This window comes from Streptomyces sp. NPDC058632 (genome assembly GCF_042717095.1).
Lineage (GTDB): Bacteria > Actinomycetota > Actinomycetes > Streptomycetales > Streptomycetaceae > Streptomyces.
The window spans coordinates 23,954-47,015 of record NZ_JBHXQZ010000010.1 but is presented as its reverse complement, the minus strand read 5'-3'; the positions used below and the strand labels follow the sequence as shown (position 1 = coordinate 47,015).

General features: G+C 70.3%; 21 protein-coding genes. All 21 read right to left on the bottom strand.

From position 1 onward, the window contains the following. Window positions 1–162: 162 nt before the first annotated feature. Window positions 163–540, bottom strand: coding sequence for a F0F1 ATP synthase subunit epsilon (locus ACFWVE_RS06380; RefSeq protein ID WP_266074463.1), 378 nt, complete (start codon window positions 538–540; stop codon window positions 163–165). A gap of 113 nt (window positions 541–653) precedes the next feature. Next, window positions 654–2,090, bottom strand: a complete 1,437-nt coding sequence (gene atpD, locus ACFWVE_RS06375; protein ID WP_384008795.1) for a F0F1 ATP synthase subunit beta — start codon at window positions 2,088–2,090, stop codon at window positions 654–656. Beyond that, window positions 2,090–3,007, bottom strand: a complete 918-nt coding sequence (locus tag ACFWVE_RS06370) for a F0F1 ATP synthase subunit gamma (RefSeq protein WP_384008793.1) — start codon at window positions 3,005–3,007, stop codon at window positions 2,090–2,092. Before ACFWVE_RS06370 ends, atpD begins: the two co-directional genes overlap by 1 nt. A 23-nt stretch (window positions 3,008–3,030) precedes the next feature. Continuing rightward, window positions 3,031–4,623 (bottom strand): F0F1 ATP synthase subunit alpha, encoded by a 1,593-nt coding sequence (gene atpA, locus ACFWVE_RS06365; protein WP_384008791.1) that lies wholly within the window; start codon window positions 4,621–4,623, stop codon window positions 3,031–3,033. 165 nt (window positions 4,624–4,788) lie between these two features. Continuing rightward, the gene (locus ACFWVE_RS06360) at window positions 4,789–5,604 is read right to left on the bottom strand and encodes a F0F1 ATP synthase subunit delta (RefSeq protein WP_384008789.1); all 816 of its coding nucleotides are present in this window, start codon (window positions 5,602–5,604) and stop codon (window positions 4,789–4,791) included. Beyond that, window positions 5,601–6,146 (bottom strand): F0F1 ATP synthase subunit B, encoded by a 546-nt coding sequence (locus ACFWVE_RS06355; RefSeq protein ID WP_384008787.1) that lies wholly within the window; start codon window positions 6,144–6,146, stop codon window positions 5,601–5,603. Before ACFWVE_RS06355 ends, ACFWVE_RS06360 begins: the two co-directional genes overlap by 4 nt. 44 nt (window positions 6,147–6,190) lie before the next feature. Continuing rightward, the gene (atpE, locus tag ACFWVE_RS06350; protein ID WP_266074469.1) at window positions 6,191–6,421 is read right to left on the bottom strand and encodes an ATP synthase F0 subunit C; all 231 of its coding nucleotides are present in this window, start codon (window positions 6,419–6,421) and stop codon (window positions 6,191–6,193) included. Between the two features lie 69 nt (window positions 6,422–6,490). After that, a complete protein-coding gene (gene atpB, locus ACFWVE_RS06345) occupies window positions 6,491–7,312 on the bottom strand; it encodes a F0F1 ATP synthase subunit A (protein WP_384008784.1) in 822 nt (273 codons plus the stop codon). Between the two features lie 225 nt (window positions 7,313–7,537). Then, window positions 7,538–7,987, bottom strand: a complete 450-nt coding sequence (locus ACFWVE_RS06340) for a hypothetical protein (protein ID WP_384008782.1) — start codon at window positions 7,985–7,987, stop codon at window positions 7,538–7,540. A gap of 345 nt (window positions 7,988–8,332) precedes the next feature. Beyond that, a complete protein-coding gene (locus tag ACFWVE_RS06335) occupies window positions 8,333–9,703 on the bottom strand; it encodes an MraY family glycosyltransferase (RefSeq protein WP_384008780.1) in 1,371 nt (456 codons plus the stop codon). A 194-nt stretch (window positions 9,704–9,897) separates the two neighbouring features. Further along, window positions 9,898–11,142: a serine hydroxymethyltransferase gene (gene glyA, locus ACFWVE_RS06330; RefSeq protein ID WP_384008778.1), complete on the bottom strand. Its 1,245-nt coding sequence runs from the start codon at window positions 11,140–11,142 to the stop codon at window positions 9,898–9,900. A 275-nt stretch (window positions 11,143–11,417) separates the two neighbouring features. Next, the gene (locus tag ACFWVE_RS06325) at window positions 11,418–12,095 is read right to left on the bottom strand and encodes a protein-tyrosine-phosphatase (RefSeq protein ID WP_384008777.1); all 678 of its coding nucleotides are present in this window, start codon (window positions 12,093–12,095) and stop codon (window positions 11,418–11,420) included. Beyond that, the gene (locus ACFWVE_RS06320; protein ID WP_384008774.1) at window positions 12,092–12,739 is read right to left on the bottom strand and encodes an L-threonylcarbamoyladenylate synthase; all 648 of its coding nucleotides are present in this window, start codon (window positions 12,737–12,739) and stop codon (window positions 12,092–12,094) included. Before ACFWVE_RS06320 ends, ACFWVE_RS06325 begins: the two co-directional genes overlap by 4 nt. Window positions 12,740–12,793: 54 nt before the next feature. Continuing rightward, complete coding sequence (gene prmC, locus ACFWVE_RS06315) at window positions 12,794–13,681, bottom strand: peptide chain release factor N(5)-glutamine methyltransferase (RefSeq protein WP_384008772.1); 888 nt, start codon at window positions 13,679–13,681, stop codon at window positions 12,794–12,796. 120 nt (window positions 13,682–13,801) lie between these two features. Next, window positions 13,802–14,878, bottom strand: coding sequence for a peptide chain release factor 1 (gene prfA, locus ACFWVE_RS06310; protein ID WP_384008770.1), 1,077 nt, complete (start codon window positions 14,876–14,878; stop codon window positions 13,802–13,804). Window positions 14,879–15,017: 139 nt separating this feature from the next. Next, on the bottom strand, window positions 15,018–15,239 hold the full coding sequence (rpmE, locus tag ACFWVE_RS06305) for a 50S ribosomal protein L31 (protein ID WP_384008769.1): 222 nt from the start codon (window positions 15,237–15,239) through the stop codon (window positions 15,018–15,020). A gap of 190 nt (window positions 15,240–15,429) precedes the next feature. Then, on the bottom strand, window positions 15,430–16,527 hold the full coding sequence (locus ACFWVE_RS06300) for an LCP family protein (RefSeq protein WP_384008767.1): 1,098 nt from the start codon (window positions 16,525–16,527) through the stop codon (window positions 15,430–15,432). A 151-nt stretch (window positions 16,528–16,678) separates the two neighbouring features. Then, complete coding sequence (gene rho, locus ACFWVE_RS06295; RefSeq protein WP_384008765.1) at window positions 16,679–18,775, bottom strand: transcription termination factor Rho; 2,097 nt, start codon at window positions 18,773–18,775, stop codon at window positions 16,679–16,681. 402 nt (window positions 18,776–19,177) lie between these two features. Further along, window positions 19,178–20,095 carry a homoserine kinase gene (thrB, locus tag ACFWVE_RS06290; protein WP_384008763.1) on the bottom strand — a complete coding sequence of 306 codons (918 nt, stop codon included), beginning with the start codon at window positions 20,093–20,095 and terminating at the stop codon, window positions 19,178–19,180. A 442-nt stretch (window positions 20,096–20,537) separates the two neighbouring features. Next, window positions 20,538–21,596 carry a threonine synthase gene (gene thrC / locus ACFWVE_RS06285; protein ID WP_384008761.1) on the bottom strand — a complete coding sequence of 353 codons (1,059 nt, stop codon included), beginning with the start codon at window positions 21,594–21,596 and terminating at the stop codon, window positions 20,538–20,540. A gap of 6 nt (window positions 21,597–21,602) precedes the next feature. Beyond that, window positions 21,603–22,895 (bottom strand): homoserine dehydrogenase, encoded by a 1,293-nt coding sequence (locus ACFWVE_RS06280; protein WP_384008759.1) that lies wholly within the window; start codon window positions 22,893–22,895, stop codon window positions 21,603–21,605. Between the last annotated feature and the right edge of the window lie 167 nt (window positions 22,896–23,062).

The window sequence follows — 23,062 nt, the reverse complement described above, 5'->3', positions numbered from 1 at the left end:
ACCTCCTCGTCTCCTAGGTAACGGAACGGAAAAATCATCCAGATCTGCCTCAGCCGCGACCGGGTCCGGATCGCTCCGGTCCCAGCCGCGGCTGAGTGACGTCATCGTACGGCTCCCTCAGAGCCTAAACGGCTCGGAAGGCGCCTCGGGCACCCCGGTCGTTCAGCGGCCCGCCGCAGCGGCCCGCAGTCGAACGTCCGCGCGACGCTCCGCAGAGGCGTCGGCGTCCGACTTCGCACGGCCGAGCGCCCGCTCGGCACGCTGGACGTCGATCTCGTGCGACAGCTCGGCGATCTCCGCCAGCACCGACAGCTTGTCGTCGGCGAACGAGAGGAAACCGCCGTGCACCGCGGCGACGACCGTCCCGCCGTCGTTCGTACGGATGGTCACCGGGCCCGACTCCAGCACACCCAGCAGCGGCTGGTGACCGGGCATGACGCCGATGTCGCCGGACGTGGTGCGCGCGACGACCAGGGTGGCCTCGCCGGACCAGACCTCTCGGTCGGCCGCGACCAGCGCGACGTGCAGCTCAGCAGCCAAGATGGCTCCTCGGGTCACCACCCGGCAGGTCCGCCGGGTGTTGGTTACAAGTCTAGTGGGCGTGGATCGGGGGGCGGGACGGTGCCCGCCCCCCTCTCACTCGAGCACGTGGCTCAGGAGACGCCCAGCTCCTTCGCGTTGTTCTTCAGGTCCTCGATGCCACCGCACATGAAGAACGCCTGCTCCGGGAAGTGGTCGTACTCGCCGTCGCAGATCGAGTTGAACGCGGCGATCGACTCGTCCAGCGGCACGTCCGAACCGTCCACGCCGGTGAACTGCTTGGCGACGTGGGTGTTCTGGGACAGGAAGCGCTCCACGCGACGGGCACGGTGGACGGCGAGCTTGTCCTCCTCGCCGAGCTCGTCGATACCGAGGATCGCGATGATGTCCTGCAGGTCCTTGTACTTCTGCAGGATGTTCTTCACCCGCATGGCCGCGTCGTAGTGGTCCTGCGCGATGTAGCGCGGGTCCAGGATGCGGGACGTGGAGTCCAGCGGGTCCACGGCCGGGTAGATGCCCTTCTCGGAGATCGGACGGGAGAGAACCGTCGTCGCGTCGAGGTGGGCGAAGGTGGTGGCCGGGGCCGGGTCGGTCAGGTCGTCCGCGGGGACGTAGATCGCCTGCATCGAGGTGATCGAGTGACCGCGGGTCGAGGTGATGCGCTCCTGGAGGAGACCCATCTCGTCGGCCAGGTTCGGCTGGTAGCCCACCGCGGAGGGCATACGGCCGAGCAGGGTCGACACCTCGGAACCGGCCTGCGTGAAGCGGAAGATGTTGTCGATGAAGAACAGCACGTCCTGCTTCTGGACGTCACGGAAGTACTCGGCCATGGTGAGGCCGGCCAGCGCGACGCGCAGACGGGTGCCCGGCGGCTCGTCCATCTGACCGAAGACCAGGGCGGTCTTGTCGATGACGCCCGACTCGCTCATCTCGTCGATGAGGTCGTTGCCCTCACGGGTGCGCTCACCGACACCGGCGAACACCGAGACACCGTCGTGGTTGTTGGCGACGCGGTAGATCATCTCCTGGATGAGCACCGTCTTGCCGACGCCGGCACCGCCGAACAGACCGATCTTGCCACCCTTGACGTACGGGGTGAGCAGGTCGATGACCTTGACGCCGGTCTCGAACATCTCGGTCTTCGACTCGAGCTCGTCGAAGTTCGGCGCCTTGCGGTGGATCGGCCAGCGTTCGCCCGTGTAGGACTCGTCGCTGTTCAGCACCTCACCGAGGGTGTTGAACACCTTGCCCTTGGTGAAGTCGCCGACGGGGACGGAGATCGCCGAGCCCGTGTCGGTCACCACGGCCTGACGGACCAGGCCGTCGGTGGGCTGCATCGAGATGGTGCGGACCAGGCCGCCGCCCAGGTGCTGGGCGACCTCGAGGGTCAGCGTCTTCAGCTCGCCCGCGTTCGCCGGGTCGGCGACCTCGACGTGCAGGGCGTTGTAGATCTCCGGCATCGCGTCGACGGGGAACTCCACGTCGACGACCGGGCCGATGACCCGGGCGACTCGGCCCGTGGCCGTCGCGGTCTCAACAGTGGTGGTCATTAATTGTCACTCCCCGCGTTTGCGTCGGCCAGAGCGCCTGCGCCACCGACGATCTCGCTGATTTCCTGGGTGATTTCGGCCTGGCGGGCCGCGTTGGCAAGACGGGAGAGCGTGTTGATCAGCTCGCCCGCGTTGTCGGTGGCCGACTTCATCGCGCGCCGCGTGGCGGCGTGCTTCGAAGCGGCCGACTGGAGCAGCGCGTTGTAGATACGGCTCTCCACGTAGCGCGGCAGCAGGGCGTCGAGGACGTCCTCCGCCGACGGCTCGAAGTCGTAGAGCGGAAGGATCTCGTCCTTGGTGGACGACTCCTCGACGACCTCTTCGAGGCGCAGCGGAAGCAGCCGGGAGCCGAGCGCGGTCTGCGTCATCATCGAGACGAACTCGGTGTAGACGATGTGGAGTTCGTCCACACCGCCGTCCGCCGTGTCCTTCTCGATGGCCTCGATGAGCGGCGCCGCGACCTTCTTGGCGTCCGCGTACGAGGGCTCGTCGGTGAAGCCCGTGAACGACTCCGCGACCGTGCGCTCGCGGAAGTTGTAGTGCGCGAGCCCGCGGCGGCCGACGATGTACGTGTCGACCTCCTGGCCCTCGCGCTCAAGGCGCTCGGTCAGCTGCTCCGCCGCCTTGATGGCGTTGGAGTTGAAGGCGCCGGCCAGGCCGCGGTCGCTCGTGAGGAGCAGGACCGCGGCACGGGTCGGGTTCTCCGCCTCCGTCGTCAGCGGGTGCTTGGCGTCCGAACCGGTGCCGACCGCCGTGACCGCACGGGTCAGTTCCTGGGCGTACGGCGAGGAGGACCGCACCTTGCGCTGCGCCTTGACGACGCGCGAGGCGGCGATCATCTCCATCGCCTTGGTGATCTTCTTGGTCGCGGTGACGGATCGGATGCGACGCTTGTAGACCCGGAGCTGGGCTCCCATGAGTCAGGTCCCTTCCTTGGACGTCACTTGGCGGCAGCGGCCGGAGCGTCCTCGCCGAGCAACTTGCCGTCGCTCGTCTCGAACTGCTTCTTGAAGGCCGCGACCGCGTCGCCCACGGCCTGGAGGGTGTCGTCCGACATCTTGCCGCCCTCACGGATGGAGGTCATGAGGCCCTGCTCGCTGCGGTGCAGGTACTCCAGCAGCTCCTTCTCGAAGCGGCGGATGTCGGCGACCGGCACCTCGTCCATCTTGCCGGTGGTGCCGGCCCAGACGGAGACGACCTGGTCCTCGGTGGACATCGGCTGGTACTGGTCCTGCTTCAGCAGCTCGACCATGCGCTGACCGCGCTCCAGCTGCGCCTTCGACGCGGCGTCCAGGTCGGAACCGAAGGCGGCGAACGCCTCCAGCTCACGGAACTGGGCGAGGTCCACGCGCAGACGGCCGGAGACCTGCTTCATCGCCTTGTGCTGGGCGGAGCCACCGACGCGGGAGACCGAGATACCGACGTTCAGGGCCGGGCGCTGACCGGCGTTGAACAGGTCGGACTCCAGGAAGCACTGGCCGTCGGTGATGGAGATGACGTTGGTCGGGATGAACGCCGACACGTCGTTGGCCTTGGTCTCGACGATCGGGAGACCGGTCATCGAGCCGGCGCCCATCTCGTCGGAGAGCTTGGCACAGCGCTCCAGCAGACGGGAGTGCAGGTAGAAGACGTCGCCCGGGTAGGCCTCGCGGCCCGGCGGGCGGCGCAGCAGCAGGGAGACGGCGCGGTAGGCGTCGGCCTGCTTCGACAGGTCGTCGAAGATGATGAGGACGTGCTTGCCCTCGTACATCCACTGCTGGCCGATGGCCGAACCGGTGTAGGGCGCCAGGTACTTGAAGCCGGCCGGGTCGGACGCCGGGGCGGCGACGATGGTCGTGTACTCCAGGGCGCCGTTCTCCTCCAGCGCGCGGCGGACCGACGCGATGGTGGAGCCCTTCTGGCCGATGGCGACGTAGATGCAGCGGACCTGCTTGTTCACGTCGCCCGTGCGCCAGTTGTCACGCTGGTTGATGATCGTGTCCACGGCCAGCGCGGTCTTGCCGGTGCCGCGGTCGCCGATGATCAGCTGACGCTGGCCGCGGCCGACCGGGGTCATGGCGTCGACGGCCTTGTAGCCCGTCTCCATCGGCTCGTGCACCGACTTGCGCTGCATGACCGTGGGGGCCTGCAGTTCGAGGGCGCGGCGGCCCTCGGTCTCGATCTCGCCGAGGCCGTCGATCGGGTTGCCGAGCGGGTCGACCACGCGGCCGAGGTAGCCCTCGCCCACGGCGACGGACAGGACCTCGCCGGTGCGGGAGACCGGCTGGCCCTCTTCGATGCCGCTGAACTCACCGAGGACGACGGCACCGATCTCGCGCTCCTCGAGGTTGAGGGCGAGGCCGAGGGAGCCATCCTCGAACTTCAGCAGCTCGTTGGCCATGGCCGAGGGAAGACCCTCGATCTTGGCGATGCCGTCGCCGGCGACGGTGACCGTGCCGACTTCCTCGCGCGAGGCCGCGTCCGGCTTGTACGACTGGACGAAGTTCTCCAGTGCGTCCCGGATCTCCTCCGGCCGGATCGTGAGCTCCGCCATCTGAGTTCCCTGCTCTCCTTGTTGGGCCCGAAGTTTCACTTTGGGGGGATGTGGACTCCCCCCGGAAAGAGGTGAATCCTCTGCACGGCCCAACCAGGGCCGTAGGTACGTACTACGTGTTCAGTTGCCGCGTCCGCCGCGTGGTGCGCGGGGGCCGCGTCGGCGCTAGCCCGCCAGCCGGCGGCTCGCGTCCTCCAGCCGGTCCGCGAGGGAGCCGTTGATGATCTCGTCGCCGACCTGTACCCGCATCCCGCCGACGACCGCGGGGTCGACGTCGAGGTTGAGGTGCATGGTGCGGCCGTAGAGCTTCGCGAGGGCCGCGCCGAGGCGCTGCTTCTGCGAGTCGCTCAGCGGCACCGCGGAGGTGACGACGGCCACCATGCGGTTGCGACGGTCGGCGGCGAGCTTGGACAGGGACTGGAGTCCCGCCTCCAGGCTACGTCCGCGCGGCGCGGAGACCAGACGCGTCACCAGACGTACGGTGGCCGCGTTCGCCCTGCGTCCGAGCAGGCTGCTCAGCAGCTCGCTCTTGGCCGGGGCGGTGGCCTTGCGGTCGGTCAGCGCGGCGCGCAGGGCGTTGTTCGCGGAGAGGATCCGGCCGAACCGGAACACCTCGTCCTCGACGTCGTCGAGCGCACCGGCCTGCTGCGCGGCGGTGAGGTCGGCGAGGTCGGCCAGCTCCTCCAGCGCGTCCACCAGGTCGCGGGGCTGCGACCAGCGGGAGCGCACCATGCCGGAGACCAGGTCGGCGGCACTGCCGCTGAGCTGGGATCCGAGCAGGCGCCGGACCAGGTCCGCCTTGGTCCCGCCGTCCTGCGCCGGGTCGGTGAGGACCCGGCGCAGCGACACCTCGCGGTGGAGGAGCGCGGTGACGGAGGCCAGCTCTTCGGCGAGCGAGCCGGCGTCCACGGACGTGGAGTCCGTCAGCGCGTCGAGACGCTCACGTGCGGCTGCCAGGGCCTCGCGGCTCGCTCCGTTCATCGTGCGGCCTCGGCCTTCTGGTCGAGGTCGTCGAGGAACCGGTCGATCACACGGCTCTGCCGGGCGTGGTCCTCGAGGGACTCGCCGACGAGCTTGCCGGCCAGGTCGGTGGCGAGCTTGCCCACGTCCTGGCGCAGCACGGACGCGGCGGCCTTGCGGTCGGCCGCGATCTGCGAGTGACCGGCGGCGATGATCTCCTCGCGCTGCCGCTGGCCTTCCGCGCGCATCTCGGCGATGAGCGTGGCGCCCTGCTCCTGCGCCTCCTGGCGCAGGCGTGCGGCCTCGTGCCGGGCCTCGGCGAGCTGGGCCTTGTACTGCTCAAGGACGCTCTGGGCCTCGGTCTGAGCGGCCTCGGCCTTCTCGATACCGCCCTCGATGGACTCGCGCCGCTCGTCCAGAACCTTGTTGATGTTCGGGAGGAGCTTCTTCGCGAGGAAACCGAAGACGATGACGAAGGCGAGCAGGCCGATGACGAGCTCGGGGATCGGCGGAACGAGGGGGTTCTGCGCCTCCTCGGCCGCGATATGAAGCAGTGGGCTCATATCAGAGTGCCTTTCGTCTGGTGGGCCGGTCGTGGATCAGGTGATTACCGGCCGTAGACGAACGGCATGACCAGACCGATGAGGGCGAGCGCCTCACAGAAGGCGAAGCCGAGGATCTGGTTGGAGCGGATGAGACCGGCGGCCTCGGGCTGACGGGCGAGGGCCTCGGTGCCCTTGCCGAAGATGATGCCGACGCCGATGCCGGGGCCGAACGCGGCGATGCCGTAGCCGATGGAAGCGATCGAGCCGGTGACAGCGGCCAGGGTGTAGGACATTCCGGTTCTTCCTTTTCTTCACGGGCCGGTGGGGGTGGGCCACCGGACGAAGGGGGTGGTGCGGGACGCTCAGTGCTGCTCGGCGAGCGCGCCCTGGATGTAGGTACAGGTCAGCAGGACGAAGACGTACGCCTGCAGGGCCTGGATGAACAGCTCGAAGCCGGTCATCACAAGGACCATCACGAACGAGACGCTGGCGTAGGCGATCCCGATGCCGTTCAGCAGGTACCAGCTGGCGATGGTGAACAGCACCAGCAGGATGTGACCCGCGAACATGTTCGCGAAGAGCCGCACGGCGTGGGTGAAGGGCCGCACGAGCAGGTTGGAGAAGGCCTCGATCAGCATGACGACCGGCAGTGCCGCACCGAGCGACTTGTCGTAGCCGGTGAAGTTCTTCAGGGCACCGACGAAGCCGTGCCGCTTGAAGGTCAGCGAGACCCACACGGCGTAGACGATCAGCGCCATCGCCAGCGGGTACGCGATGATCGACGTCACCGGGAACTGCGCGAGCGGGATGATCGACCAGAGGTTCATCATCCAGACGAAGAAGAACAGTGAGACGACGAGCGGTACGTACTTCTCGCCCTCGCGCTTGCCCATCGTCTCGTAGACGACGTTGCGGCGGACGAAGTCGTAGCCGGCCTCGGCGACCATCTGGAGCTTGCCGGGGACGACCTGGGGCCGGCGGAACGCCGCCCAGAAGAAGCCGACGATGATGATCGAGCCGAGCAGCGCCAGCAGCATGGGCTTGTTGAAGTACAGGTTGCTGTCGCCATCGCCCCACATGGGCTCGTACAGGAACGAGTGCAGCCCGGGAGACGGGAAGCCACAGCCGTCGAAGATGTGGCAGTCGGTCTCGAAGGCGAGCACCTGTGTCGGGTCAGCACTCACCGCGGGCTCCTTCAGCGTGGCGCATTGATTCGGCAACCTCGTGGTGTCGGCGCGGCACGGAGCCGCGGATCGGCACGGGACTGGTGTTACGGATGTGAGGGCGGCTGTGGGGCATCTCGCCTCGCGATGTGTCAGGCGTCAGCGTGGATGCCCGCGCCCGCGATGCCGCAGTTGGCACCGGACGATAGCAGGGTCTGTCATGCGCCCTTATCCCGGCCCTACGCCTCACGGTCGGCGCCCCGAAGCTTCCTTCGCCTCAGCCGTGTTGCCGGCCGCCGTCGGTTCCGGGTCCACGTAATAGATCTTGGCCTTCATGGTGGCGCGCGCCTGCGCCGCGACCCAGGTGAGGGTGGAGACGAGCAGGGAGAGCGCGAAGGCCTGGGGGTGGAAGAGCGTCGTGTCCTTGAAGAGCGCGATGAAGACGAAGATCAGCAGGATCTGCGTCAGGTACATCATCATGCCCATGGCCTGGAACAGGTGCGGGATCGACCTGGCGATCCACTGGAGGACGTACAGCCCCGTGCCCATGAGCAGGATCACGAGCACCGCACCGATGACCGCTCCGATCGCTCCGTGGCCGCCTTCGACGGCACCACCGACCGCGACCGCGACGGCACCGACGGCAGCGGTGGGTGCGGCAGCCTGAATCAGGATCCGGACGTCGTTGGACGGCATGGCGGAACTCCGCTTTGAGCAGGGGGCAAAGGATGTCGTCGGGGACGAGCGTAGTCCCGCGGACGGAGTGCGATTTCCCTCCGCCGGTGAACCGTCGTACTGCGGTTCTCCAGCTCTCCCCGACGAGACTCGTGAACGGTATCACAAACTATTTGATGCAGTCTTTACCTAATGGCCGTACGGGAGGTCACGCATGCGGGTGAGCCTGCGCGCCTGAGGGTGCGAGGGGTCGGCTTGCCTGGTATTAGGGCACTTCATCCCCCCAAGAGTGCCCCATCGCCGCCCCACGACTTGGCAATGCTCTAGTCGGATTCTTACCTTGACCGTGATGTGTGCCATGCCGCCTCAGCGGGAGCTCGCGGCCTTCCCCCGGTCGCCCGGGTGCGCGTGGTGGCCCAGGGCGGTCGCGCCGTTGCCCCCGGAGACCCCGGCGGTCACCGGGGCACGGTGGCCGGCTGCGGCGGCCTGGTCGTCCTCGTCCGACTCCGTGCCTGCCGGAGCTCCCTGGGTCCCCTCCCCCGCCGGGGCGGGCGCGGCCGCCCGGGACCGGCGACGGCGGTAGCGCGGCGGGACGATGCGCTGGGCCCACATGGGCGCGCGCGGGGTGAACCGGGGCAGCAGGAGCAGCAGCAGACCGAGGGCGCTCAGGATGACCACACTGAGCACGATCCACATGGACGCCGAGTTGACCGAGTAGGCGAGCGCGCCGAAGGCGATCAGCGCCGACCAGAAGTACATGATCAGCACCGCCCTGCTGTGCGAGTGGCCGATCTCCAGCAGGCGGTGGTGCAGGTGGCCCCGGTCCGCCGCGAACGGCGACTGGCCGCGCCAGGTGCGGCGCACGATGGCCAGGATGAGGTCGGCGGCCGGCACCGCGATGATCGTCAGCGGCAGCAGCAGCGGGATGTAGACCGGCACCGTCTGGTGCACGGCCTCCTTCTCCCCGCCCGCGTACAGGTTCAGGGCGTCGGGGTCGACCTGGCCTGTGATGGAGATCGCACCGGCGGCGAGGACCAGACCGATCAGCATGGAGCCGGAGTCGCCCATGAAGATCCGCGCGGGATGCATGTTGTGCGGCAGGAAGCCCAGGCACATGCCCATCAGGATGGCCGAGAACAGCGTCGCCGGGGCGGCCGCCTCGATGCCGTACGAGTACCAGATGCGGTACGCGTACAGGAAGAACGCCGCCCCCGCGATGCACACCATGCCGGCCGCGAGACCGTCCAGGCCGTCGACGAAGTTGACCGCGTTGATGGTGATGACGACCAGGGCGACGGTGAGCAGGGTGCCCTGCCACTGGGTGAGCGCGACCGAGCCGACGCCGGGGACGGGCAGCCACAGGATCGTCAGACCCTGCATGACCATCACACCGGCGGCGATCATCTGCCCGCCCAGCTTGATCAGGGCGTCGATCTCGAACTTGTCGTCCAGCACACCGATCAGCCAGATCAGCGCCGCTCCGGAGAGCAGTGCCCGCGGTTCGTTGGACTCCTCGAAGAGCTGGCTGAGGTTGGTGAGATGGTCGGCGACCAGCAGTCCCGCGCACAGTCCGAAGAACATGGCGATCCCGCCGAGCCGGGGGGTGGGTTCCCGGTGCACGTCGCGTGCCCGGATCTCCGGCATCGCTCCCGCCACGATCGCGAACTTCCGCACCGGCCCTGTCAGCAGATACGTCACCGCGGCCGTGATGCAGAGCGTCAGGAGGTATTCACGCACGGGCTTCCCCACAGGTCTCGCTGGCCATCACAGCCTCACACCCTAGCGAGGCACGCATACGGGTGAGGACTTCCGGGTAGCGACGATGGTTGCACGTGTGTCTGTGCACAGCGGTGCGCATGGCCTGGCACCCGGGTGTACCTGCCCCGTGTCGGCGCCCGTACGGGTGCGCGTGCCCGGCCGGGTGACACGTCTCAGCCTGGATAGGGCGGAAAGGCAGCGGTCAGTTCGTGTACGTCGGCGCGGGCCCGCGCCGGCTCGGTGCCGCCACGCAGGACGCTCGCCAGCAGCCCGGCGATCAGCGCCATCTCCCGGTCCCCCATGCCCTGCGTGGTCACCGCCGCGGTGCCCAGGCGCAGCCCGCGGTCGTCGGCGTGCGGCAGGGCGCAGCAGTCCAGGACGATTCCGGCCGCCGCGAGCCGGCCGCGGGCCTCGCGTCCGTCGACACCGAGCGGGGCCGGGTCGGCGGTGATCAGGTGGGTGTCCGTGCCACCGGTGGTGACGAGGAGTCCCTCGTCGGCCAGGGCTTCGGCGAGGGCCCGCGCGTTGGCGACGACCTGGTGGGCGTACACGGCGAAGGCCGGGGTCGCCGCCTCCCCGAACGCGACCGCCTTGGCGGCGATGGTGTGCATCTGGGCCCCGCCCTGGGTGAAGGGGAAGACCGCGCGGTCGACCCGTTCGGCCAGCTCCGCGCCGCAGAGGATCATGCCGCCGCGCGGCCCGCGCAGCACCTTGTGCGTGGTCGCGCAGACGATGTCCGCGTACGGGACCGGACTGGGCGCCGCTCCCCCGGCGACGAGCCCGATGGGGTGCGCGGCGTCGGCGATCAGATAGGCGCCCGCCTCGTCGGCGACCTCGCGGAAGAAGGCGTGGTCGACGTGGCGGGGGTAGGCGATGGAGCCGCAGACGATCGCCTTGGGCCGGTGGGTACGGGCCAGGGCGCGGACCTGGTCGTGGTCGATGAGGCCGGTCTCCGCGTCCACGCCGTAGCCGACGAAGTCGAACCAGCGGCCGGAGAAGTTCACCGGCGAGCCGTGGGTGAGGTGGCCGCCGTGGGCCAGGCCGAGGGCGAGGACACTGTCCCCGGGACGCAGCAGGGCGGCATAGGCGGCCAGCACGGCCGACGATCCGGAGTGGGCCTGGACGTTGGCGTGGTCGGCGCCGAAGAGCGCCTTGGCCCGCTCGACGGCGAGGCGTTCGGCGACGTCGACGATCTCGCAGCCGCCGTGGTGCCGGGCGCCCGGGTACCCCTCGGCGTACTTGTTGGCGAGCGGTGAGCCGAGGGCGGCCAGCACGGCGGGCGAGGTGAAGTTCTCGGCGGCGATCAGCTGCAGGGTGGTCGCCTGCCGCTCGCGCTCACCGAGCAGGATCCCGGCGAGTTCGGGGTCCTGCCGGCGCAGGACCCCGGACTCGCCCTCGAGGACGTGGGTGACCGTCATGGTGCGCTCCCGGACGTCGACGCTGACGTACGACCAATGTAGGCCTGCCACCCCCGGACCGCCCGACCGCCACACCCTCGGGAGGGGGCCGGTCAGGACCGGATCGGGACACCGGCCGGGACCAGGTCGGGACACCGGCCGGGACCAGGTCGGGACACCGGCCGGGACCAGGTCGGGACACCGGCCGGGACCAGGTCGGGACCGGATCGGGACACCGGCCGGGACCAGGTCGGGACCGGATCGGGACACCGGCCGGGACCGGATCGGGACACCGGTCAGGACCGGATCGGGACACCGGTCAGGGCCGTGACGACCGGGTCCAGGGCCTGGTGTATCTCGTCGCCGATGGAGCGGAAGAACGGCAGGGGCCCGCCGTAGGGGTCGTAGACCTCGTCCGCCTCGGCGGTCGGGGCCAGCAGCCAGCCGCGCAGCGCGGCGGCGGCGCGGACCAGGGCACGGGCGCGCATGACCAGGCCCTCGTCCAGTGTGGGCAGGGTCGCCGGGTCGATCGCGTTCACCAGACGGGTGAACTCCTTCAGCGTGAAGGTGCGCAGGCCCGCCGAGTGGCCCATGGAGATGACCTGGGCGCGGTGGTCGCGGGTCGCGGTCAGCACCAGGTCGGCGCGGATCACGTGATCGTCCAGCAGTTCACGGCCGGTGAAGCCGGAGGCGTCCGCGCCGAAGTCGGCCAGCACGGTCTCCGCGTGGGACTCCATCGGCGCGCCCTCGTGGCCCCAGGTGCCCGCGCTCTCCACGATCAGCCCGCCGCCCAGGATGCCCAGCCGCTGGCTCACGAAATGCCGGGTCAGCCGCTCGGTGATGGGCGAGCGGCAGACGTTTCCGGTGCTGACGTGGAGGATGCGGAAGGTGTCGCGCGGAAACCCGAAGGTGGTCGTCTCCTCCGCGCTGCGTTCCCCGTTGCCTATGCCACGCCCCGACTCGGGGGCCGTCAATTCGCCACCTCGAGGTCGGGTACCACTTTGCGCAGCTCCTCCGGCGAGAGGGCGCCTTCGCGCAGCAGCACGGGCACGGGGCGCGTGACGTCGACGATCGACGAGGGGACGATGCCCGGGGTGGGCCCGCCGTCGAGGTAGACGGAGACGGAGTCGCCGAGCATCTCCTGGGCCGCGTCGCAGTTCTCCGGCGCGGGGTGCCCCGTCAGGTTGGCCGAGGAGACGGCCATCGGGCCGACCTCGGTGAGCAGCTCGATGGCGACCGGGTGCAGCGGCATGCGTACGGCGACCGTGCCGCGGGTGTCACCGAGGTCCCACTGGAGGGACGGCTGGTGCCGGGCGACCAGGGTCAGCGCGCCCGGCCAGAACGCGTCGACCAGTTCCCAGGCCAGCTCGGAGAAGTCCGTGACCAGGCCGTGCAGGGTGTTCGGGGAGCCGATGAGGACGGGCGTGGGCATGTTGCGGCCGCGCCCCTTGGCCTCCAGGAGGTCGGCGACGGCCTCGCCGGTGAACGCGTCGGCACCGATGCCGTAGACGGTGTCCGTCGGCAGCACCACGAGCTCGCCACGACGGACGGCGGACGCGGCTTCACGCAGACCGGTCGCGCGGTCGGTCGCGTCGTTGGTGTCGTATCGCCGAGCCATCTGCGGGCCTCCTCGTACACATGCGGCTGGGGGTGGTTGAAGTCTGCCGGACTCTCACGGCAGCGCCTTGCGAGCGGTGGCGAACCGGGGCCGGTTGTTCAGGTCGGGGTGGTCGGCGGCGTCGGTCCAGCCGCGGTCCTCGGCGAAGATCCACGGCACCTGGCCGCCCTGGGTGTCGGCGTGCTCGACGACGACCACGCCGCCGGGGCGCAGCAGGCGGTGCGCGGTGCGCTCCAGGCCCCGGATGAGCTGGAGGCCGTCCTCGCCGGAGAACAGCGCCAGGTCGGGGTCGTGGTCACGCGCCTCGGGGGCGACGTACTCCCATTCGGTGAGCGGGATGTACGGCGGGTTGGAGACGACGAGGTCGACCTGGCCGTCGAGGTCCGGGAAGGCCGTCAGGGCGTCTCCCTGGCGCAGTTCGACGCGCGAGCCCTCCATGTTCTTGCGGGTCCACACGAGGGCGTCCTCGGACAGCTCCACGGCGTACACGCGGGAGCGCGGCACCTCCTGGGCGAGGGCGAGCGCGATGGCGCCCGAGCCGGTGCACAGGTCGACGATGCACGGCTCGACGACGTCCATGGCCCGTACCGCGTCTATGGCCCAGCCGACGACCGACTCGGTCTCCGGACGCGGCACGAACACCCCGGGCCCCACCTGGAGTTCGAGGTAGCGGAAGTAGGCGTGCCCGGTGATGTGCTGGAGCGGTTCGCGCGCCTCGCGGCGGGCGACGACCTCCCAGTAGCGGGCGTCGAAGTCGGCGTCCTTGACGGTGTGCAGTGCGCCGCGCTTGACGCCGTGCACGAACGCGGCGAGCTCCTCCGCGTCGGTGCGCGGCGAGGGCACGCCGGCGTCGGCGAGCCGCTGGGTGGCCTGGGCCACCTCCGCGAGCAGCACGCTGCGGGGGCTTGGGGGTCGCCCCCCACTATGTTGCTGCACGCTCATCCTCCGGAAGTTCTTGTACGGCCGGTGCGGCGGCCCGGTGCCCGGGCCCCTCGCGCGGGTCCCGGGCCCGTGCCCGTGCCCGGTGTATCGGACCCGATGCTCAGGCCCGGTGGGTCGGCCTCATGCCGCGGCGAGCTTGGCGGCCGAGTCCGCGTCGACACAGGCCTGGATCATGGCGTCCAGATCGCCGTCCAGGACCTGGTCCAGGTTGTACGCCTTGAACCCGACGCGGTGGTCCGAGATGCGGTTCTCCGGGAAGTTGTAGGTGCGGATCTTCTCGGAGCGGTCGACGGTGCGGACCTGGCTGCGCCGGGCGTCCGCGGCCTCCTTCTCCGCCTCTTCCTGCGCCGCCGCGAGCAGCCTGGAGCGCAGGATACGCATCGCCTGCTCCTTGTTCTGCAGCTGGCTCTTCTCGTTCTGGCAGGAGGCGACGACTCCGGTCGGCAGGTGCGTGATGCGCACGGCGGAGTCGGTGGTGTTGACGGACTGCCCGCCGGGTCCCGAGGAGCGGTAGACGTCGATCCGCAGGTCGTTCGGATTGATCTCGACCTCGACCTCCTCCGCCTCGGGCGTCACCAGGACACCCGCCGCGGAGGTGTGGATACGGCCCTGCGACTCGGTGGCCGGCACCCGCTGCACGCGGTGCACGCCGCCCTCGTACTTCAGCCGGGCCCACACGCCCTGGCCGGGCTCGGTGGCGCCCTGGCCGCCCTTGGTCCTCACGGAGACCTGGACGTCCTTGTAGCCGCCCAGCTCGGACTCCGTGGCGTCGATGATCTCGGTCTTCCAGCCCACGCGCTCGGCGTACCGCAGGTACATGCGCAGCAGGTCACCGGCGAACAGCGCGGACTCGTCGCCGCCCGCGCCCGCCTTGACCTCGAGGATGACGTCCTTGTCGTCGCTGGGGTCGCGCGGGACCAGCAGCAGGCGGAGCTTCTCGGTGAGCTTCTCGCGCTGCTTCTCCAGGTCCTTCAGCTCGACGGCGAAGTCCGGGTCGTCCGCGGCCAGTTCACGCGCGGTCCCGATGTCGTCACCGGTCTGCCTCCAGGTGCGGTACGTGGTGACGATCGGGGTGAGTTCGGCGTAGCGCTTGTTCAACTTGCGCGCGTTGGCCTGGTCGGCGTGGACCGACGGGTCGGCGAGCTTCGTCTCCAGGTGGGCGTGCTCGGCGACGAGTTCCTCGACGGCCTCGAACATCTTGGGCTCCTGCTCCTGCGGGGGAAACCTGCGGGGGAAAGGGGAAGGCGGGCGACCAAAAACGCCGGTCCCGGCACGCGCCCCCTCCCACCTGCGCGGGGAGAGGGGTCACGGCCGTGGACCGGCGAAAGGGGGCTCGCTACTTCTGGGAGCCGGCGGCCTTGCCGAAGCGGGCCTCGAAGCGGGCCACACGGCCACCGGTGTCGAGGATCTTCTGCTTACCCGTGTAGAACGGGTGGCATTCGGAGCAGACCTCGGCCCGGACGGTGCCGGACTCGATGGTGCTGCGGGTGGTGAACGACGCGCCGCAGGTGCAGCTGACCTGCGTCTCGACGTACGCGGGGTGAATGTCGCGCTTCAAGGTGACTCCTAGGTTCGGGAGGGCGCCGGGTCGCAGCCGCGGGATGCGGGAGCGTGAACCGGAGCCGACGTACCAGTCTGCCAGGACTGGTGCCATCCCCCAAAACCGGGGGCCGCCGCCTTTTGTTCCCGGGGCGGTGGCGCCGGCTCCGGGAGCCCTCCGGCCGCCCTCCGACGCCCTTCGACGGTGCTCACGGAGCGCCGGCGACGTCCTCGGCCCCACCGGTGTCCGTGCCTGCCGTGGCCGCCCCGGGGATCGGCTCGTCGTTCCTCAGGGCGTCCCAGACCAGCCGCACCTTCTCCGGCTCGGTCACCAGGCGGTTGGGGTCGGCGGGGTCGTACCGCACCGGCATGGTCACCATGTGCAGGCCGTCGGGGCCGATGTCCCGCAGGCCGTCGGCGAAGGACATCAGGGAGTTCACCGAGCCCAGGCCCGAGTCGGTGGTGAGGGCCCTGGTGGCGGTGTCGGCGATGCCGTAGAGCTTTTTGGGGTCGGAGAGGAGGCCGACGTCGTTCACCTGCTGGACCAGGGCCCTGACGAAGGCCTGCTGGAGCTGGATGCGGCCGAGGTCGGAGCCGTCGCCCACGCCGTGCCGGGTGCGGACCAGGCCGAGGGCCTGTGCGCCGTCGAGCCGGTGGGTGCCGGCCGCGAGCCGCAGGTGGCTGTCGGGGTCGTCGATGTCCTCGGTGGTGGTGACCTCGACGCCGCCCAGCTCGTCGACGAGCTCCCGGAAGCCGCTGAAGTCGACCTCCAGGTAGTGGTCCATGCGCAGGCCGGTCATCGACTCGACGGTCCTGACGGCGCAGGCGGCCCCGCCGGTGGTGTACGCGGAGTTGAACATCACGTCGTCCGCGGCGGGGTGCGGGCCGCCCTCGGTGCCGGCGCACTCGGGGCGGTCGACGAGGGTGTCCCGCGGGACGGACACCGCGGAGGCCTCGTCGCGTCCCTCGTGGACGTGCACGATCATCGCGGTGTCGGAGCGGGCCGTGCCGTCGTCGGTGCCGCCGCCGAGCTTCCCGTTGCCGCCGGAGCGGGTGTCGGAGCCGAGGACGAGGATGTTCTCGGAGCCGTCGTCGGCCCTCTGGGGCCGGTCGGCGCCGAGCATCCGGTCGATGTCGACGCTCCTGAGGTTGCCGTCGAGCGTGACGTACACGTATCCGAGGCCTGCGCCGCCGAGGAGGACGAGGGCGGCCGCGGTCCACGCCACGATCTTCATGCCCCGCCGCCGCCTGCGGCCGCGGTCCCCGGCCCGCGGGCCGTCGGTCCGGTGCGTGTTCTCGGCAGACATAGGCAGCTCCCGTCCGCCCGGGTACCCCTTTGGGCACGCCGGAACCGGCCCCGGAACCACGTCCGCGGCCGTGTCCGACACCACAAGGGCCGCGCCCCGGATGTCCGGGAAGCGGCCCTTGTGGTGAGACGGGTGGGACGAACGGCGGACGTCAGTCGCCGTTGCCGGGCGTCGGTGTCGTCTTCTGGATCTGCAGCAGGAACTCGCCGTTCGACTTCGTCTGCTTCATCTTGTCGAGAAGCAGCTCGATCGCCTGCTGCGAGTCGAGCGCGTGCAGCACCCGGCGGAGCTTCCAGGTGACGGCCAGCTCGTCGCTGCCGAGCAGGATCTCCTCCTTGCGGGTGCCGGACGCGTCGACGTCCACCGCGGGGAAGATGCGCTTGTCGGCGAGCTTGCGGTCGAGCTTGAGCTCCATGTTGCCGGTGCCCTTGAACTCCTCGAAGATCACCTCGTCCATGCGGGACCCGGTGTCCACCAGGGCGGTGGCGAGGATGGTCAGCGAGCCGCCGTCCTCGATGTTGCGGGCCGCGCCGAAGAAGCGCTTCGGCGGGTACAGCGCCGTCGAGTCGACACCACCGGACAGGATGCGGCCGGAGGCCGGGGCGGCGAGGTTGTACGCACGGCCCAGACGCGTGATCGAGTCGAGCAGCACGACGACGTCGTGGCCCAGCTCCACCAGACGCTTGGCGCGCTCGATGGCGAGCTCGGCGACCGTGGTGTGGTCCTCGGCCGGGCGGTCGAAGGTCGAGGAGATGACCTCGCCCTTCACCGACCGCTGCATGTCGGTGACCTCTTCCGGACGCTCGTCGACGAGGACGACCATCAGGTGGCACTCGGGGTTGTTGTGCGTGATCGCGTTGGCGACCGCCTGCATGATCATGGTCTTGCCGGTCTTCGGCGGGGCCACGATCAGACCGCGCTGGCCCTTGCCGATCGGCGACACGAGGTCGATGATCCGCGTGGTGAGGACACCGGGGTCGGTCTCCAGGCGGAGGCGGTCCTGCGGGTAGAGCGGGGTGAGCTTGTTGAACTCCGGGCGGCCGCGGCCGTGTTCGGGCGCCATGCCGTTGACGGAGTCGAGGCGGACCAGCGCGTTGAACTTCTCGCGCCGCTCGCCCTCCTTCGGCTGGCGCACCGCGCCGGTGAGGTGGTCGCCCTTGCGCAGGCCGTTCTTGCGGACCTGGGCGAGGGAGACGTACACGTCGTTCGGGCCGGGCAGGTAGCCGGAGGTCCGGATGAACGCGTAGTTGTCGAGGATGTCGAGGATGCCCGCGACCGGGATCAGGACGTCGTCCTCGGTGATCTGCGGCTCGGAGGTCATCTCGTCGCGGCCACGGCGGCCACGGCGGTCGCGGTAGCGGCCGCGACGGCCGCGACGACCGCCGCCGTCGTCGTCGTAACCGTCGTCCTGACGGCCGCCGCCCTGCTGCTGGTTCTGCTGACGGCCCTGGCCGCCCTGGTTCTGCTGCTGGTCGTCGCCCTTGCCCCGGCGGTCACCGCGGTCGCCCCGATCGCCGCGCTCAGCACGGTCGTTGCGGTCGCCACGCTCACCGCGGTCGCCGCGCTCACCGCGGTCGCCACGCTCACCGCGGTCGCGGCCGCGCTCACGGCGGTCACGGCGGCGGCCGTCGCCGCCGTCGCTGTCGGACTTGGCGTCGCCCTGCGACGAGGACTGCTGCGACTGCGCCTGGTCCTCGGCCTTCGCCTCGTTCTTCGCCTCGGCGGTGGCCTTCTCGGCCGCGGCGGCCGGAGCGCCCGCGGCTGCGGTGGCCCGACGACGGCGCTCGACGGGGGCCTCGGCGGCGGGGGCCTGCTCGGCCGGGGCGGAGGCCTTCGGGGAGGGCTGGCCGGGGATGTCGATCTGCTGCTGGGCGGCGGCCTGTTCGGCGGGAGCCTCGGCAGCGGACTTCTTCTGGGCGGTGTCGCCCGTACGGGTCCTGGAGGTGGCGCGGCGCTTGGGCTTGGTCTCCGCCGCCTCGGCCGGGGCCTCGCTCTTCGGCGCGGCGGAGCCGCCCGACGCCTGCGCTTCCTTGATGACCTCGATCAGCTGGCTCTTGCGCATACGCGCGGTGCCCCTGATGCCGAGGCCGGATGCGACCTGCTGAAGCTCGGCCAGCACCATGCCCTCGAGGCCGGTGCCCCGGCGCCGCCGGGAGCCGGCACCGCCGGCAGGCGCGGAGGCGTCCGTGGCGGGCGCGGCAGCGGTCTCCTCGACACGTGCGCCCATCAGATCGGTGGTGTCGCTCACGAAGGGTCCTTCCCTGGAGCGGACGTCGGCCTGTCTGGCTCGGCGACCGGTTGTGCTGTCCGGCTTCGGTCCTTGCTGTGCGAACCGTGCCGGGGCGGTGGTCCGCCTCGACGGCGGAAGGGATATCTGGTGATGGCGCTTCCCCGAGCCGTGGCATCCAGTGTCACGTGGCGTGGTCGCACCGGTTCCGAAGCGTGCCCGGCGGGCCGTTCAGTGTCCGCGTACGACGTACTGCCCGCGTACGAAGCAGAGAACACAGTTGGGCTTGGGGGGCTCCCGGAAGAATGTCTGTCCCGAGCGGGGACACGAGGCACCTCGCCATGGTGGGGTCGGGTGCAGACTTGAGGTTAACACTACCGGATCCAACAAACATTCCCCCTCTCCTCATCCGGCAACCGTGTGTCAGGTGGCGAGCGGAAGCACGCTCGCTCCCTGCTGATCGAGGCCGAGCCGGTTGGCGGCCCAGTCGTTGCCGGCCAGGGCTTCGACCTTGTCGGCGGTTTCCGCGTCGGCCAGCGCCATGACGGTGGGGCCGGCGCCGGAGATCACCGCGGGGACGCCGTCCGCACGCAGCCGCTCCACCAGCGCCGCGCTCTCGGGCATGGCGGGGGCGCGGTAGTCCTGGTGCAGACGGTCCTCGGTGGCGGGCAGCAGCAGTTCGGGACGCCTGGTCAGAGCCTCGACGAGCAGGGCGGCACGGCCCGCGTTGGCGGCGGCGTCGACATGCGGCACGGTGCGCGGCAGCAGGCCGCGCGCGGTCTCGGTGAGAACGGGTTTGCCGGGTACGAACACCACCGGCACGACGGACTCGGCGGGCTCCATCCTGATCGCGCGGGCCGCGCCGTTCTCCATCCAGGAGAGGGTGAAGCCGCCCAGCAGGCAGGCCGCGACGTTGTCGGGGTGACCCTCGATCTCGGTGGCGAGCTCGAGCAGCGCGGTGTCGTCGAGCCTGGCCTCGGCGCCTATGGTCACGGCGCGGGCGGCGACGATTCCGGCGCAGATGGCGGCGGAGGAGGAGCCGAGGCCCCGGCCGTGCGGAATGCGGTTGGCGCAGACGATCTCCAGGCCGCGCGGCTGTCCGCCGAGCAGGTCGAAGGCGGTGCGCAGGGAGCGTACGAGCAGGTGGTTCTCGTCGCGCGGGAGGGTTTCTCCGCCCTCACCGGCGATGTCGATGTGCAGCCCGGCGTCGGCCACCCGGACGACCACGTCGTCGTAGAGGCCCAGCGCGAGGCCGAGGGCGTCGAAGCCCGGACCGAGATTGGCGCTGGTGGCGGGGACGCGCACCCGGACGGCGGCGGCGCGGAACGCGGGACCGGCCATCGCTCGATGACTCTCCTTGAGCTGGTGACGGTGACGGTGGCAGTCCAGGACTGCCGGACTGTCGAATGACATTCGATGACGTACAAAACCCCTGGGACCGCCGCCGACCAGGGTGGCCGGCCGCTTCCCGAACCCCTCCGGGCTCCTCCGGGCCCCTCTGGGTCATGATCCGGACCACGGAGACGACGCGGGACCGCGGCATACGCGGCGGGTGGGTTGAGTACAGCCTATCGAAGGAAGGTTCTGTGTCGACATAGGGCGCACGGGAGGCGCACGATGCGTGTCGTAAGCCCTCCGTGCCCCCACAGGGAGGACTTCCCCGGACAAGCGCCTTCTTACGCCCACCCTGCCGACGCGCGCTGCCGCCGCCAGGCACGGAACGTCCGGGGCGGGTGACCGGAAGGCCCGGGGCGTGGCGCCCCGGGCCTTCCGGTGGCGGCGGTCAGGCCAGTCCGAGCCGCTCGGCGGCCGTCGCGGCGTCCACGGGGACGGTGACCGGCTGCGGCGCCCCGGCGACGGCCCAGTCCGGGTCCTTCAGGCCGTTGCCCGTGACGGTGCACACGATGCGCTGTCCCGGGTCGACCTCGCCCCGCTCTGCGGCCTTCAGCAGGCCGGCGACCGACGCGGCGGACGCGGGCTCGACGAAGACACCTTCCTGCGAGGCCAACAGCCGGTACGCGCGCAGGATCTCACGGTCCGTCACCTCGTCGATGAGGCCGCCGGACTCGTCCCGCGCGGCCAGCGCGTACTGCCACGAGGCGGGGTTGCCGATCCGGATGGCGGTGGCGATCGTCGCCGGGTCCTTGACGACCTCGCCGCGCACGATCGGGGCGCTGCCGGAGGCCTGGAACCCCCACATCCGGGGCTTGCGGGTGGAGATGCCGTCGTCGGCGTACTCGCGGTAGCCCTTCCAGTAGGCGGTGATGTTGCCCGCGTTGCCCACCGGCAGGACGTGGATGTCGGGGGCGTCGCCCAGCATGTCCACGATCTCGAAGGCGGCCGTCTTCTGTCCTTCGATACGCACCGGATTGACCGAATTGACCAGCGCGACGGGGTAGTTGTCGCTGAGCGCGCGGGCGAGGGTGAGGCAGTCGTCGAAGTTGCCGTCGACCTGGAGGATCTTCGCGCCGTGCACCAGGGCCTGGCCCATCTTGCCGAGCGCGATCTTGCCCTGCGGCACGAGCACGGCGGAGACCATCCGGGCGCGCACCGCGTAGGCGGCGGCGGAGGCGGAGGTGTTGCCGGTGGAGGCGCAGATGACGGCCTGCGCACCCTCCTCCTTGGCCTTGGAGATGGCCATGGTCATGCCCCGGTCCTTGAAGGACCCGGTCGGGTTCGCGCCCTCGACCTTGAGGTGGACCTCGCAGCCCGTGCGCTCGGAGAGCACCTGCGCGGGCACGAGCGGCGTGCCGCCCTCACGGAGCGTCACGACCGGCGTGGTGTCGGCGACCGGCAGCCGGTCCCGGTACTCCTCGATGATTCCGCGCCACTGGTGGGTCATTGCTGCTTACTCTCCTTCAACCCGCATGATGCTGGCGACACCACGCACGGTGTCGAGCTTGCGCAACGCCTCGACGGTGCCGCCGAGGGCCGCGTCGGACGCACGGTGGGTGACGACGACGAGGGAGGCCTCCCCGTCCTTGCCCTGCTGGCGAACCGTGTCGATCGAGACACCGTGCTCGGCGAACACGGTCGCGACCTGAGCGAGAACACCCGGTTTGTCGGCCACGTCGAGACTGATGTGGTAGCGCGTGACGACCTCGCCCATCGGGGAGACGGGCAGCGCCGCGTAGGCGGAATCACCCGGTCCGGTGGTCCCGCCGAGCCGGTTGCGGCAGACGGCGACGAGGTCGCCGAGGACGGCGGAGGCGGTGGGCGCCCCGCCGGCGCCGGGTCCGTAGAACATCAGCTGCCCGGAGGCGTCCGACTCCACGAACACGGCGTTGTACGCGCCGCGCACGGAGGCCAGGGGGTGGGTGAGCGGGATCATCGCCGGATGCACCCGCGCGGTGACGGATCCACCGTCCGCGGCCCGCTCGCAGATGGCCAGCAGCTTGATGGTGCAGCCCATCTCCCGCGCCGAGACGAAGTCGGCGGCGGTGACCTCGGTCATGCCCTCACGGTGCACGTCGTCGAGGCGCACGCGTGTGTGGAAGGCGATCCCGGCGAGGATGGCGGCCTTGGCGGCGGCGTCGAAGCCCTCGACGTCGGCGGTCGGGTCGGCCTCGGCGTACCCGAGCGCGGTGGCCTCGTCGAGCGCCTCCTGGTAGCCGGCGCCGGTGGTGTCCATGGCGTCGAGGATGAAGTTCGTCGTCCCGTTGACGATGCCGACCACCCGGTTGACCTTGTCACCGGCGAGCGACTCGCGCAGCGGCCGGATCAGCGGGATGGCACCGGCGACGGCGGCCTCGTAGTAGAGGTCCTTGCCGTGCTCCTCGGCGACGGCGTGCAGCGCGGCACCGTCCTGGGCGAGCAGCGCCTTGTTGGCGGAGACGACGGACGCGCCGTGCTCGAACGCGGTGGTGATCAGCGTCCGCGCCGGCTCGATCCCGCCGATGACCTCGACGACGACGTCGAGGTCGCCCCGTTTGACCAGGGCGGTGGCGTCGGTGGTGACGAGCTCCGGGGCGATGCCCTCGCGCACCTTGTCCGGGCGCCGCACGGCGACCCCGGCGAGCTCCACCGGGGCCCCGATGCGGGCGGCGAGGTCGGCGGCCTGCGTCGTCATGATGCGCGCCACCTCTGAGCCGACCACTCCACAGCCCAGCAGCGCCACCTTCAGCGGACGCGTACGCATCATCCGACCTCGTTTCCCGATTACCGTCTAGGTTGCACCAGTCTCACTCACCGGACGGAGGATTCTTCCCTTTGTCCGGATCGTGAGACATCAATTCCATCAGGAAGCAGGAAGAACCGGAGATCTTCCGCCGCTCCTTCTTGGTTCCCTCTCCGCCTCCGCCGGTTCTC